The sequence below is a fragment of the Tepidimonas sp. genome, assembly GCF_036824975.1.
GTDB lineage: Bacteria > Pseudomonadota > Gammaproteobacteria > Burkholderiales > Burkholderiaceae_C > Tepidimonas.
In genome coordinates this window covers 1-12,261 of sequence record NZ_DAISZC010000002.1, presented here as the reverse complement: position 1 = coordinate 12,261, position 12,261 = coordinate 1, and the positions used below count along the sequence as shown (strand labels likewise).

Below are 12,261 nucleotides of genomic sequence, written 5' to 3'. Positions count from 1 at the left end.
TGCAACTGCCCCAGCAGCGCCTGCATCAGCCCGTGACTGTCGACGATGCCGGTCTCGGGCGACCACAGGGCCGCACACGCACGCAGCGCCGGCGCGCGCGCACGCACCTGCGGCCCGTCCAGCCACTGCAGGGGCACGCCGTGCGCCGCCGCGCGCTCGCTCAGCGCGTGCAGTGCCGCCTCCTCGTCGGCGGTGCAGGCCACCACCAGTTTGCCACAGCGCCGATAGGCCACATCGTGGCGCTCCACAAAGTCGTACAGCAATTGGCGGCCACGCACGCACCAGCAGCGCGCTTTGCGCGAGCCCGGTGCGTCGTACAGACCGGCGTGAATCACTTCGCTGCTGCGGCTGCTGACGCCGGTGCCAATGGCACGCGCCTGCTCCAGCACCACCGTATCGTGCCCCGCCTGCGCCAGGGCGCGCGCCACCGCCAGGCCGATGACACCGGCCCCCACCACCACCGCTCCGACCCGCTCCTCGCTCACGCCACACTCCCGCACCGCCGGTTGGCCGCCTGTCCCGGGCCAGTCAGCGCGGCCGGCTGCTCGCGCGCCACGCAGCCGCCAGCACCACCAGCAGCGCCCCGAAGTGCACGAACGACCAGTTCGCAATCGTCAGGCCCACAAAGGTCCAGTCGATGGCGGTACAGTCTCCCGTGCCGCGAAAAATCATCGGAATGGCGCGACGCAGCGGAAAGCTCTCGATCATCCCGTATAGGTCGCGCCCGCAGGCAGCAATCTCGGGTGGAAACCACTGCAGCCAGGACTGGCGTGCCGCCACTGCCGCGCCGGCGGCGGCCCACAGCGCCCCCAGCGCCAGCAACGCGCGCGCCCAGGCCCCGCGCGCCAGCGCTGCCGCTAGCGCGCTCAGCAGCGTCAGCAGCAGTGCGTAGCGCTGCACGATGCACATCGGGCACGGCTCCAGGCCCACCCCGTGCTGCAGATACAGGCCAAACGCCAGCAGGCCGGCGCACCACAGCGCCACCAACGCCCCGACGCGGCGCGGCTGGCGCAGCCAAAGGTGCAGCGCCGTCCACAACCGGTGATCGCCACCGGTCGACTTGCTGTCAGGTCCACTGCCAGGCCTGCGGTCAATTGGCATCGGCAAATGCTCTCTCGATGACGAATTGCCCTGGCGTGCTGGTGTTGCCCTCGATAAAGCCGCGCCGCTCGCACATGGCCTTGAGGTCACGCAGCATGGCGGGGCTGCCGCAAATCATCACCCGGTCGGTCTGTGGATTGAGCGGCGGCAGGCCCAGCTCGCGCGCCATCTGCCCACTTTCCACCAGCTGCGGGATGCGGCCTTGGCGCTCGAACGGCTCGCGCGTCACGGTCGGATAGTAAACCAACTGGTTGCGCACGAACTCGCCCAAGAATTCGTGCTCAGGCAATTCACGCGTCAGGTAGTCCCGGTAGGCCAGCTCGGCCACCTGCCGCACACCGTGCACCAGAATGACCTTCTGGAAGCGCTCGTAGGTGGCCGGGTCGCGCACGATGCTCATGAACGGCGCCAGCCCAGTGCCGGTGGCAAACAGGTACAAGTGCTGCGCCGGTAGCAGGTAGTCGATCACCAGCGTCCCGGTGGGTTTGTGCCCGACGATTACGGTGTCACCCGGCTGGATGTGCTGCAACCGACTGGTCAGCGGGCCGTCGGGTACCTTGATGCTGAGAAACTCCAGGTGCTCCTCGTAGTTCGCGCTGACGATGCTGTAGGCCCGCAGCAGTGGCTTGCCGTTGTCCAGCCGCAGGCCGATCATGGTGAATTGGCCGTTGAGAAAGCGCAGGCCCGGGTTGCGCGTCGTCGTGAAGCTAAACAGCCGGTCGGTCCAGTGGTGCACGCTCAGCACGCGCTCTTCATCGAATGCTGCCATGATGGGTGGGTAATCTGGAAATGGGGGGGTCGAGCGTAGCGCAGCCGCCGCCAGACGGCCTTGACTTGTCGCAACGCCCTGCGGTGTTCAGGGAAGTGGGGAACGGGTTACAGTTCGGTCTGTTGTGGCGCGCCCGGATCGGCGTCGGCCCGGTGCGCACTGATCTATCCTAACAAACCCTTCATGCCTGATCGGTAGGGCCGACATGCCTGCCGGGCATGAAGACCCCACCCATGGAGCTCCCATCGATGGCTCGGACCGTTCGCTGCATCAAACTCGGTGTCGAGGCCGAAGGGCTGGACTTTCCGCCCTACCCCGGCGAACTTGGCAAGCGCATCTACGACAACGTCAGCAAACAGGCATGGCAGGAGTGGTTGCGCCACCAGACCATGCTCGTCAACGAAAACCGCCTGAATCTAGCGGATGCGCGCGCGCGCCAGTACCTGGCGCGGCAGATGGAGAAGCACTTCTTCGGTGAAGGGGCGGACGTGGCGGCCGGCTACGTCCCGCCGAAGGCTGACTGACCGCAGGCCGTGCAGGCGCAAGTACAGTGGCTGCCCGACGGCACGCCACGCAGCCCCCGTTTCGGGGACATTTACCGCAGCCGGGGGGCCGACGGACGTGGCGGCTTGGCGCAGGCACGCCACGTCTTCTTGACCGGATGTGGTCTGTGGTCCCCGGCCGGGCCTACGGTGTGGGCGGGCCAACCCCACTGGCACCTGCTGGAAAACGGCTTTGGTCTGGGCCTGAACGCGCTGGCCACCTGGCACGCGTGGCTGGCCGACGAGGCTGCCCCTGCCACCCTGTTTTACTCCGCTACCGAGGCCTACCCCGCCAGCGCCGATGACGTGCGCCGCAGCGCAGCAGCGTTTGCCGAATTGCGGCCGCTGGCCGAGTGGCTGGCGGCGCGCTTTGACGGTTTGCTGCCCGGGGTGCATCGCTGGACGTGGTACGGCGCCGACGCGGCGGGCCGGGCGCGCACACTGCACCTGACGCTGCTGGTGGGTGACGCGACCCGCACCCTGCCGACGCTGGACGTGGCGGTGGACAGTGTGTTTCTGGACGGGTTTAACCCCGAGGTCAACCCCGAGATGTGGGGGCCTGAGGTGCTGCGCGCGGTGGCGCGCCTGAGCCGCCCGGGCACGCGTCTGGCCACCTGGACGGTGGCGCGAGTGGTGCGCGACGGGCTGCGCGCCGTCGGTTTCGAGGTCGACAAGGCCCCTGGCCTGCCGCCCAAACGCCATTGTCTGCGGGCGGTGTACACGCCGCGGTGGACACCGCGCACCGTCCTGCGCCAGCCCCAGTGGCCGCCTGCCACACCGCGCGAGGCGGTGATCATCGGCGCCGGGCTGGCGGGAGCGGCGGCGGCCTGGAGCCTGGCGCAGCGTGGTTGGCAGGTGACGGTGCTCGACGCCGCCGCGCAACCCGCAGCCGGCGCCTCGGGCCTGCCGGTGGGCCTGGTGGCGCCGCACGTCTCGCCGGACGACGCACCGCTGTCGCGTCTGACACGGGCCGGCGTGACCGCGACGCTGGAGCGTGCCGCTGCGCTGCTGCGTCCGGGTATCGATTGGGCGAGCAGCGGGGTGCTGGAGCACCGGGGCGCTGGCAAGCGTGCGCTGCCCAGTGCCGACCTCTGGCAGCCACAGGGACACGCCTGGAGTGCGCCGGCCGACGCCGCGCGGCTGCACGACGCCGGGCTGCCCCCCGGCACCCCTGCGCTGTGGCACGCCCGCGCCGCCTGGCTGCGGCCGGCGCGCCTGGTGGCGGCGCAGCTGGCGCACCCGTGCATCGCGCTGCGGCTGGGTGCGGCAGTTGAGCACCTGCAGCGCGACGCACAGCGGGGCGAGTGGGCCGTGCACGGTCGCGGCCGGGCCGTACTGGCGCGCGCCCCACTGGTGGTGCTGAGCGCGGGCTTCGACACGCGCGCGCTGCTGGCCAACATCGGAGACGCCACCTTGCCGCTGCATGCGCTGCGCGGTCAGGTGGCCTGGGGCGCGCTTGATCGCCTCGACAGCCGCGCCCGCGCGGCGTTGCCCCCGTTTCCGGTCAACGGCCACGGCTCGCTGATCAGCGGGGTGCCGGGTGATGACGGATCGCCACTGTGGTGCATGGGCTCGACCTTCGTGCGCGGCGTCACCGACCGCACGCCCAACGACGCGGAGCACAGCGCCAACTGGGACAAGCTGCATCGGTTGCTGCCCCCTGCGGCCACCGCACTGCGCACCGCCTGGCCGCAAACCCAGCGCTGGGCCGCCGTGCGCTGCACCCTGCCCGACCGCCTGCCGGCCGTTGGCCCTGTCGATAGCGCGCGCTGGCCGGGCCTGCACGTGCTCACGGCCCTGGGCGCGCGTGGCCTGACCCTGTCGGTGCTGTGCGGCGAAGTGCTGGCGGCTGGCCTGCACGGCGAGCCGTGGCCGCTGGAGCGGGCGCTAGCTGCGGCGCTGCGCGCCAGCCGCTTCGCGCCGGTGTGCGCAAAGGGCGACCCTCAGTCGCCGTAGCGCACCAGCACATACTGCCCCGGCGCCGCCCCCAGCTGGGTGCTCACCGGCGGCATGCGCGCCGGCACCGTACCGCTGGAGTGCGCCAGCAGCCACGCGTGCCACGACGGCCACCAGCTGCCTTCCCGACGCGGTGCCACTGCCAGCCATTCGTCGGGCGTGCGCCACGGCTCCTGGGCCGAGGTGGTGAGCAGATGGTGGTAGCGCCCCGGATGGCCAGGCTCGGAGACGATGCCCGCGTTGTGGCCGCCGTTGGTCAGGGCAAACGTGACGTCGGCCGAGACCAGGTGATGGATTTTGTAGACCGAGCGCCACGGCGCCACGTGGTCCTTGACGGTGCCCACCGCGAACACCGGCACGCGAATGTCGCGCAGCGAAATCGGCTGATCTTCGAAGCGGAAACGCCCCTCGGCCAGATCGTTGTTCAGGTAACACTGGCGCAGGTACTGGCTGTGCATCACCGCCGGCAGACGGGTGACATCGGCGTTCCACGCCATCAGATCGTTGCCGATTTCGTCCTCGCCGAACAGCCAGCGCCTGGTCTGGCTGGACCACACCAACTCCCGCGAATGCAGAAACTGAAACGACCCGGCCATCTGCTGCCCGGTCAGAAAACCGCGCGCCGCCATCATGGCTTCCAGCAGGCGCACCTGTTCCTCGTCGATGAGGATGCCGAGCTCCCCCGGCTCCTTGAAGTCGGTCTCGGCCGCCAGCAGCGTCAGGCTAGCCAGCAGGGCCTGCGTGCCCTGGCCGACCATGGCCTGCGTCTGGCATCCCAGCCGCGCGTCACCGCCGCCCAGGGCGGCCGCGGCCATGGCGGCGAACGTGCCACCCAGGCAGTAGCCCATCAGGTGCGCCGGCGCGCCGGTGGCGCAGTGCACATGGTCCAGTGCCGCCAGCACGCCGTCGCGCACGTAATCGTCGATGCCGAGCAGGGCGTCGCCCTCGTCCGGGTTTTTCCACGACACGATGTAGACCGAGTACCCCTGCGCGACCAGCCAGCGCACCAAGGAGTTGTGCGGCGACAGGTCCAGGATGTAGTACTTCATGATGCACGAAGGGATGATCAACACCGGCTCGCGCTGCACCATGGGGGTCGTGGGCGCATACTGGATCAGTTCGATCAGCGCATTGCGCAACACCACCTGTCCGGGCGTGGTGGCCAGCCCGCGGCCCGGGGCCAACGCCGGATCGAAGCGGCGTGGCGGCGGCTGCAGGCCGACGCGCCAGCGCACATCCTCCAGCGCCTTCCCCCATCCCCTCCACAGCGATTGCCCGCCGGTCTCAAAGGCGCGCTGCAGAGCCTGCGGGTTGGTCCACAGGCTGTTGCTTGGCGCCCACATGTCCAGCCACTGACGGCCATAAAAACGCATCTGATCGCGGCTGTGCGGCAGCATGCCGCGCAACGACGACGCGTGCTGCCACCACAGTTCTGTTGCCTTGTTGGCGCCGGCCAGCGCACGCCAGGGCCATAGCTGCCACGTCGCATGGCTGTAGCGGGCGTCCTCGCGCAGTGCGCGCGCCAGCGCCGACTCGGTGGTGGCCGCCGGCGCCGCCGGAGTCGCCGGGTCGTGCGCGCCAGTGCCGCTGTCGGGTAAACCCTTCGCCGGGGCGACGGCCGTGCGCACCAAAGCCTGCAGCGTGTCCTCCAACCAGGCCTGGGCCTGTTCGGCCGCCTGCCGGGCCAACCGCCACTGGGTACCTGGGGAACTCCACAGATGCAACACCCAGTCGGTGACTGCCAAGGCCAGCGACAGGGGCGAGACTCCGCTCCACAACTGCGCCATCAGCACCGATGCCTGCTGATCGAGTGCGTGGTGGCCTTCGTCATCGGGCGCCACGGCGCTACTGGGCAGACCTCGCCGTTGTACGGCAGCCGTGCGACCCTCCTCGGGCGGGGGCGGCGGTGTCGCCCCCGGCCGTGTCGGCTGACCCGCAGCGCTAACCGTCGCGGTGCTGACCGACACCGGTGTGCCATCCTGCACCGTGGCGCTAGAAAGGATCGGGGGCGTGTTCGTCGTCATGGGCAAATCCCGGGCAGTCGTTCGGGGTCTAACAATAACCGCACCGCGCCAACGCATGATGACGCAAGTCAAGAGCACGGATGGGGCGTGGACCTACAATGCGCATCTACGATTGTGCGGCGGCATCGCGCTGCACGGGGCGCCGCCTGGCGCCGCACTTCCCGATTGCGCCATGACACACGTCGTCACCGAAGCCTGCATCGCCTGCAAATACACCGACTGCGTCGATGTCTGCCCCGTGGACTGCTTCCGCGAGGGACCGAACTTTCTGGCCATCGACCCGGACGAGTGCATCGACTGCGCCGTCTGCATCCCGGAGTGCCCGGTCGGTGCCATTTACGCCGAAGAAGACGTACCCCGCGACCAGCAGCACATGATCGCGCTCAACGCCGAGCTGGCCAAACTGCCCACGTGGAAGAGCATCACCAAGCGCAAGGCACCGCTGCCCGACGCTGACCTGTACAAGGACAAGACCGGCAAGCTGGCGTTGCTCAAACGCTGACGGTCGCCTGGTGCTCGCGCCGGCTGGTGCTGCAGCTGCTCTCCCATGGTCGCTGCTGTTTCCCACCGCACCGATGCCGTCGTGATCGGCGCCGGACCGGTGGGGCTGTACCAGGCCTTCCAGCTCGGTCTGCAGGAGGTGCGCTGCCACGTCATCGACGCCCTGCCCCATGCGGGCGGGCAGTGTGCCGCGCTCTACCCCGCCAAGCCCATCTACGACCTGCCGGGCATCGTGGCCTGCGATGGACAAGCCCTGACCCGGCAGCTGCTGCGCCAGCTGCAGCCGCTGCAGGTGCCGCTGCACCTGGGGCAGGTGGTCACGGGGCTGCAGCGACTGAGCGCCCCTGGCGCCGCCGACGGACCGCGCTTTTGCCTGCACACCAGCGGCGGGCTGGTGTTTGGGTGTGATGCCGTAATCATCGCCGCGGGCGCCGGTGCCTTTCTGCCGCGCAAGGTGCCCCTGCTTGATTTGTCGCCATGGGAAGGGCGGCAAGTGCACTACGGCGAGGTGACGCCCGACGTCTGGGTCGGCCAGTCGGTCGTGGTCATGGGCGGTACCGCCAGCGCGGCCGAGTGTGCGCTGCAGCTCGCTGAGCAGGGTGCCGCGCGCGTGACACTGTTGCACCGCACCGACCGCTTCGACATCGACGCCGAACTGGATGAGCGGCTGCAGTCGGCCATCGGTGCGGGGTGGATACGCCTGGCCCTGGGGCAGCCGGTGGCCGCCATCGCCGCCGCAGACGGGCGACTCGAGGCGCTGGAGATCGCCACCGCCGACGACCAGCGGCGGGCCCTGCCGCTGGACGTGCTGCTGCCGCGTCTGGGCCTCAGCCCCCAGCTGGGCCCCATCGCCGACTGGGGACTGGCGCTGCAGCGCAAGCACCTGGTGGTGGACACGGAGCGCTTCGCCACTGCAGAGCCCGGCATTTTTGCCGTGGGGGACATCAACACCTATCCCGGCAAGCGTAAGCTGCTGGTGTGCGGCTTTCACGAAGCCACCCTGGCCGCCTTCGCGGTGGCCCAGTGGTTGCGCCCGGGCCAGCGCATCGCGCTGGAGTACACCACCACCAGCGCGCGGTTGCAACGCCTGCTGGGAGTGGTGCCGCAGGCAACCGATCAGTCCAGCAGCCGCATGGGCAGCGGCGCGTAGCCGTGGTTCAGCGGGCCGCTGCCCTGCCCGGTGCGCACGTGCGCGCCGGCGGCAATCGCGCCACGCACCCAGCCGTGCGCAGACTGCACCGCCTCCTCCAGCGTCTGCCCCAACGCCAAGTAGGCCGCGATGGCCGACGACAGCGTGCAGCCGGTGCCGTGCACGTTGTCGCTGATGATGCGCTCACCGGTCAGACGCAGCCAGTACGCGGGCGGCTCGCCGCGCAGCGCCAGCACATCGGTGACCCAGTCGCCAGCCAGGTGTCCCCCTTTGAGCAGTACCGCCGATGCCCCCATCTGCAGCAGCTCGGCCGCGGCCCCCTCCAGCTCGTCTTCCCGGCTCAGTGGCCGCCCCAGCAACAGCGCCGCCTCGTCCAGATTGGGGGTGACGAGCGTGGCGCGCGGAAACAGCGCCTGCACCAGGCGCTGCACGGTGGGCGGCTCGATCAGCGTGTCGCCACTGGTGGCCACCATCACCGGATCCAGCACCACGTTGGGCAGCCGGTAGGTGTCGATGGCCCACGCCACCGCCTCGACGATGTCGGGGGCGTGCAGCATCCCGATCTTGACCGCATCCACCCCGATGTCCTCGGCCACCGCCGCGATCTGCTCCTTCAGAAACGACGCGGGCACCGGGTGGATGGCGCGCACCCCGAGCGTGTTTTGCGCCGTCAGCGCGGTGATGGCGGTCATGCCATAGCAGCCCAGCGCGGCGAAGGTCTTCAAGTCGGCCTGAATGCCGGCGCCACCGCCCGAATCGCTGCCGGCAATGGACAGCACGCGCGCGTAGCGATGCACCGGGGGATGGGCGAGATCGTTCAGCGTTGACATGGGTCAGATTATCCGTCGCGGCGGCGCCGATGGCAGCGGTGGTGCTCAGCATCCGTGGTTGCCGTCGGGTACGATCACAACATCATGCTCCACCCCGAACCTGTATTGATTCTGGGCGCTGGTCTGATGGGCCGCTTGCTGGCCGTGAGCCTGGCCCGCCGCGGCCACGCGGTGCATGTGCTCGACGCCGCAGCCGATCCCCAGCTCGCCGGTGGCGCCGCCCGGGTGGCCGCCGCCATGCTGGCGCCGCTGGCCGAGTCGGCCGTCACCGAGCCCAACGTCGTGGCGATGGGGCGCTACGCGCTGCCGCGCTGGCGCACCCTGTGCAGCGAACTGGCCGCCCCGGTTTTCTTCCAGCAAAACGGCACGCTCATCCTGTGGCACCGGCAGGATGCGCGCGAAGCCATCCGCTTCGAGGCCCTGCTGCGTGCCACCGTGCAGCGCGTACCCGACCTACCGGCACCACACCGTGTTGATGCCGCCGGGCTGGCTACGGTCGAGCCAGCGGTTGCTGGCCGCTTTGCGCAGGCGCTCTTTCTGCCTGAGGAGGGTCAACTCGACAACCGCGCCCTGCTGCAGGCGCTGCTGGCCACGCTGCAGGCGCTGGGTGTGCCGCTGCACTGGGGTGTGGCCGCAACGCTGCAGACCGCGCGCGCGTGGCAGCGGGACCACCCGGGCGGCTGGGTGCTGGATTGTCGCGGCCTGGGCGCCCGCGCCGACTGGCCGGAAGCGGTGCAGCCCGCGCCCGGCCCGCTGCGCGGCGTGCGCGGCGAAGTGGTACGCCTGTATGCGCCGGACGTGACGCTGCAGCGGCCCACCCGGCTGCTGCACCCGCGCTACCCCATTTACATCGCCCCTAAGCCCGACCACCATTTCGTGATCGGCGCCACCGAAATCGAGTCCGACGACCGCTCCGCCGCCAGCGTTCGCTCCACCCTTGAGCTGCTCAGCGCCGCCTACGCCGTGCATCCCGGCTTTGCCGAGGCGCGCATCCTCGAGCTCAACACCGAATGCCGCCCCACGCTGCCGGACAATCTGCCCGCCATTGTCGAGCGCGCCCCGCGCCTGCTGCAGATCAACGGGCTGTACCGGCACGGCTTCCTGATCGCGCCCGCCCTGTGCGACGCCGTGCTGGAATATGTGGCGGACGGTAGTACCACACTGGCGCAGCGCCTTGGACTGACCTTTCAGACAGCAGCGAACTGCACATCGCTCACATCGGTTACCTCTGTCCCATGATCATCCACATCAACGGCGAGCTGCACGAATTGGCCCACGGCGCCACCGTTGCCGACGCCGTGGCGCGTGTGCGCCCTAACGCCGAAGACGTCCCCCCCTTTGCCGTTGCCCTGAACCTGCAATTTGTCCCCCGCGCACACTACGCCAGCACGCCACTGCGCGACGGCGACCGCGTCGAAATCATCGCCCCGATCAACGGCGGCTGACCCGCACCATGACTGCTCCCCCTGACCTTGCATCCGCAACACCAGACGACCCCCTCATCCTGTACGGGCATGTATTTGCCAGCCGGCTGATGCTGGGCACGGCACGCTATCCCTCGCCCGCCGTGCTGGAGCAAGCCGTGGCCCGCGCCGCACCGTGCATGCTCACCGCGTCGCTGCGGCGCCACGGAGCGCTGGGGGCCGATGCCAGTCACGGCTTCTGGACGCTGCTGCAGCGCCTGGGCGTGCCGGTTCTGCCCAACACCGCCGGCTGCCACAGCGTGCAGGAGGCCGTCACCACCGCAGAGATGGCGCGCGAAGTCTTCGGCACCGACTGGATCAAGCTGGAGCTCATCGGCGACGACTACACGCTGCAGCCGGATACCCTGCAGCTGCCGGTGGCTGCCGATATGCTCGTCAAACGCGGCTTCAAGGTGCTGCCCTACTGCACCGACGACCTGGTGCTGTGCCAGCGGCTGCTGGACGTGGGCTGCCAAGCCGTGATGCCGTGGGCCGCGCCCATCGGCACCGGACTCGGCCCCGTCAACCCTTACGCGCTACGCACCCTGCGCGAGCGGCTGCAGGTCCCGCTGATCGTCGACGCCGGGCTGGGGCTACCCTCGCACGCCTGCCAGGTCATGGAGTGGGGGTTCGATGCCGTGCTGCTCAACACCGCGGTGGCGATGGCGCAAGACCCGGTGGCCATGGCCGGCGCGTTTGCCGACGCCGTGGCCGCGGGACGCGCCGCTTTCCGCGCCGGCGCCATGCCCGCTCAAACCCACGCCCAACCCAGCACGCCCGTGCTGGGCACCCCTTTCTGGCACCAGGCTTGAGCACCGACCTCGCCCGGACTGCCATGACCGCCTGCGCGTTCCCCACCCTAGCCCAAGCGGTCGACGCCGTGCGGGCCATGGTCCACGCCCACGCAGCGCTGCGTATCGAACGCGACGCCGACCCTGCGGCCCAGCCCGCCGACCCCAGCGTGTACGCCGTAGCCTACGCCGCCGCGCGCCAGCTCGGCTTCGTGCCGGCCGACGCCCAGTGCGTGGCCGATGCCTGGGCACGCCGCTGCCAGACGCGACCCTTCGACCCATCCGACTGGCCCGACGAGCCAACCAATTTTGGCTGGCACACGCCTGTGGCGCGCTTTGCGCCCTGTCCTGAGGAGCTAGGACTGTATGCCGTGCTGCCCGATGCCACCTGGGTCGAGCGCATGGCCACCGCTGGGGTACCCACCTTGCAACTGCGCGTCAAAGACGACAATGGGCAGCGCATCCGCACGCAGGTCCGCGCCGCTGTGCGAGCCGTCCAGGGCACTGGAGCACGACTGTTCATCAACGACCACTGGCGCGCCGCCCTGGAGGAAGGCGCCTACGGCGTGCATCTGGGCCAGGAGGATCTGGACACCCTGACAGCCGCTGACTTGGATACGCTGCGCGCCGCTGGCGTGCGTTTGGGCATCAGTACGCACGGCTACGCCGAGATGGCACGCGCCTGGGCGCTGGGCCCCAGCTACGTGGCGCTGGGGGCGGTGTTTCCCACCACCCTCAAGGCCATGCCGACGGCCCCCCAGGGGCCAGCCCGACTGGCGCGCTACGCGCGGCTGCTGCAAGGGCTGCCCACGGTTGCCATCGGCGGCATTGGGCTGCCCGAGCTGCCCGCCATCGCGGCCAGCGGGGTGGGCTCCTTTGCCGTGGTGCGCGCCATCACCGGCGCGCCCGACCCGCAGTCTGCTGCTGCCACGCTCATGACCACCTGGGCCCGGCTGCGCGCCGCCGAGGCCACCCCGTCCGCCGTGCTATAATAAACGCTTATTCCCCGATAGCTCAGTCGGTAGAGCGCCGGACTGTTAATCCGTAGGTCCCTGGTTCGAGCCCAGGTCGGGGAGCCAAATTTATCAAAGCCCGCATCTGAGCGGGCTTTTTTGTCGCCGTCGCCGCCTCTAT

Annotated in this window: 13 protein-coding genes and 1 tRNA gene; 9 read left to right on the top strand and 5 right to left on the bottom strand. The window is 69.8% G+C overall.

Going from position 1 to position 12,261, the window contains the following annotated elements; all coding sequences use genetic code 11:
• From V7Z54_RS00425 to V7Z54_RS00415, 3 genes are all read right to left on the bottom strand, one after another.
• On the bottom strand, positions 1-485 hold a 485-nt coding region (locus V7Z54_RS00425), incomplete at its 3' end, for an NAD(P)/FAD-dependent oxidoreductase (RefSeq protein ID WP_334133528.1).
• A 43-nt stretch (positions 486-528) separates the two neighbouring features.
• Positions 529-1,101 carry a disulfide bond formation protein B gene (locus V7Z54_RS00420; RefSeq protein ID WP_334133527.1) on the bottom strand — a complete coding sequence of 191 codons (573 nt, stop codon included), beginning with the start codon at positions 1,099-1,101 and terminating at the stop codon, positions 529-531.
• On the bottom strand, positions 1,091-1,870 hold the full coding sequence (locus V7Z54_RS00415) for a ferredoxin--NADP reductase (protein WP_334133526.1): 780 nt from the start codon (positions 1,868-1,870) through the stop codon (positions 1,091-1,093). Before V7Z54_RS00415 ends, V7Z54_RS00420 begins: the two co-directional genes overlap by 11 nt.
• Before the next feature lie 248 nt (positions 1,871-2,118).
• Between V7Z54_RS00415 and V7Z54_RS00410 the strand changes: the two genes are divergently transcribed.
• Positions 2,119-2,394 (top strand): oxidative damage protection protein, encoded by a 276-nt coding sequence (locus V7Z54_RS00410; protein ID WP_334133525.1) that lies wholly within the window; start codon positions 2,119-2,121, stop codon positions 2,392-2,394.
• A 9-nt stretch (positions 2,395-2,403) separates the two neighbouring features.
• Positions 2,404-4,368, top strand: coding sequence for an FAD-dependent 5-carboxymethylaminomethyl-2-thiouridine(34) oxidoreductase MnmC (gene mnmC, locus V7Z54_RS00405; protein ID WP_334133524.1), 1,965 nt, complete (start codon positions 2,404-2,406; stop codon positions 4,366-4,368).
• Here the strand turns inward: mnmC and V7Z54_RS00400 are convergent.
• A complete protein-coding gene (locus V7Z54_RS00400) occupies positions 4,356-6,392 on the bottom strand; it encodes a PHA/PHB synthase family protein (protein WP_334133523.1) in 2,037 nt (678 codons plus the stop codon). The two genes, mnmC and V7Z54_RS00400, sit on opposite strands and share 13 nt — an antisense overlap.
• A gap of 172 nt (positions 6,393-6,564) precedes the next feature.
• Here V7Z54_RS00400 and fdxA point away from each other — a divergent pair, with 172 nt between their 5' ends.
• Entirely contained in the window at positions 6,565-6,894 is a 330-nt protein-coding gene (gene fdxA / locus V7Z54_RS00395; RefSeq protein ID WP_144327063.1) for a ferredoxin FdxA, read from the top strand.
• Between the two features lie 45 nt (positions 6,895-6,939).
• Positions 6,940-8,043, top strand: coding sequence for an NAD(P)/FAD-dependent oxidoreductase (locus V7Z54_RS00390; RefSeq protein WP_334133522.1), 1,104 nt, complete (start codon positions 6,940-6,942; stop codon positions 8,041-8,043).
• Here V7Z54_RS00390 and thiD read toward each other — a convergent pair.
• On the bottom strand, positions 8,010-8,873 hold the full coding sequence (gene thiD, locus V7Z54_RS00385) for a bifunctional hydroxymethylpyrimidine kinase/phosphomethylpyrimidine kinase (RefSeq protein ID WP_334133521.1): 864 nt from the start codon (positions 8,871-8,873) through the stop codon (positions 8,010-8,012). The two genes, V7Z54_RS00390 and thiD, sit on opposite strands and share 34 nt — an antisense overlap.
• A gap of 84 nt (positions 8,874-8,957) precedes the next feature.
• Between thiD and V7Z54_RS00380 the strand changes: the two genes are divergently transcribed.
• The 5 genes from V7Z54_RS00380 to V7Z54_RS00360 all read left to right on the top strand — a co-directional run bounded on the left by V7Z54_RS00380 (position 8,958) and on the right by V7Z54_RS00360 (position 12,206).
• Complete coding sequence (locus V7Z54_RS00380) at positions 8,958-10,112, top strand: FAD-dependent oxidoreductase (RefSeq protein ID WP_334133520.1); 1,155 nt, start codon at positions 8,958-8,960, stop codon at positions 10,110-10,112.
• Positions 10,109-10,318 (top strand): sulfur carrier protein ThiS, encoded by a 210-nt coding sequence (gene thiS, locus V7Z54_RS00375; RefSeq protein WP_334133519.1) that lies wholly within the window; start codon positions 10,109-10,111, stop codon positions 10,316-10,318. The genes V7Z54_RS00380 and thiS overlap by 4 nt, the downstream gene beginning before the upstream one ends.
• 8 nt (positions 10,319-10,326) lie before the next feature.
• A complete protein-coding gene (locus V7Z54_RS00370) occupies positions 10,327-11,148 on the top strand; it encodes a thiazole synthase (protein ID WP_334133518.1) in 822 nt (273 codons plus the stop codon).
• 23 nt (positions 11,149-11,171) lie between these two features.
• A complete protein-coding gene (thiE, locus tag V7Z54_RS00365) occupies positions 11,172-12,119 on the top strand; it encodes a thiamine phosphate synthase (RefSeq protein ID WP_334133517.1) in 948 nt (315 codons plus the stop codon).
• 11 nt (positions 12,120-12,130) lie between these two features.
• Positions 12,131-12,206: transfer RNA gene (locus tag V7Z54_RS00360), tRNA-Asn, on the top strand.
• Positions 12,207-12,261: the final 55 nt, after the last annotated feature.

What these genes read in the sequence shown, in the direction of transcription:
- thiD (WP_334133521.1), bottom strand. Translation starts at nt 8,873, where the DNA reads ATGTCAACGCTGAACGATCTCGCCCATCCCCCGGTGCATCGCTACGCG.
- V7Z54_RS00420 (WP_334133527.1), bottom strand. Translation starts at nt 1,101, where the DNA reads ATGCCAATTGACCGCAGGCCTGGCAGTGGACCTGACAGCAAGTCGACC.
- V7Z54_RS00380 (WP_334133520.1), top strand. Translation starts at nt 8,958, where the DNA reads ATGCTCCACCCCGAACCTGTATTGATTCTGGGCGCTGGTCTGATGGGC.
- thiS (WP_334133519.1), top strand. Translation starts at nt 10,109, where the DNA reads ATGATCATCCACATCAACGGCGAGCTGCACGAATTGGCCCACGGCGCC.
- V7Z54_RS00415 (WP_334133526.1), bottom strand. Translation starts at nt 1,870, where the DNA reads ATGGCAGCATTCGATGAAGAGCGCGTGCTGAGCGTGCACCACTGGACC.
- V7Z54_RS00400 (WP_334133523.1), bottom strand. Translation starts at nt 6,392, where the DNA reads ATGACGACGAACACGCCCCCGATCCTTTCTAGCGCCACGGTGCAGGAT.
- V7Z54_RS00390 (WP_334133522.1), top strand. Translation starts at nt 6,940, where the DNA reads ATGGTCGCTGCTGTTTCCCACCGCACCGATGCCGTCGTGATCGGCGCC.
- V7Z54_RS00410 (WP_334133525.1), top strand. Translation starts at nt 2,119, where the DNA reads ATGGCTCGGACCGTTCGCTGCATCAAACTCGGTGTCGAGGCCGAAGGG.
- thiE (WP_334133517.1), top strand. Translation starts at nt 11,172, where the DNA reads ATGACCGCCTGCGCGTTCCCCACCCTAGCCCAAGCGGTCGACGCCGTG.
- V7Z54_RS00370 (WP_334133518.1), top strand. Translation starts at nt 10,327, where the DNA reads ATGACTGCTCCCCCTGACCTTGCATCCGCAACACCAGACGACCCCCTC.
- fdxA (WP_144327063.1), top strand. Translation starts at nt 6,565, where the DNA reads ATGACACACGTCGTCACCGAAGCCTGCATCGCCTGCAAATACACCGAC.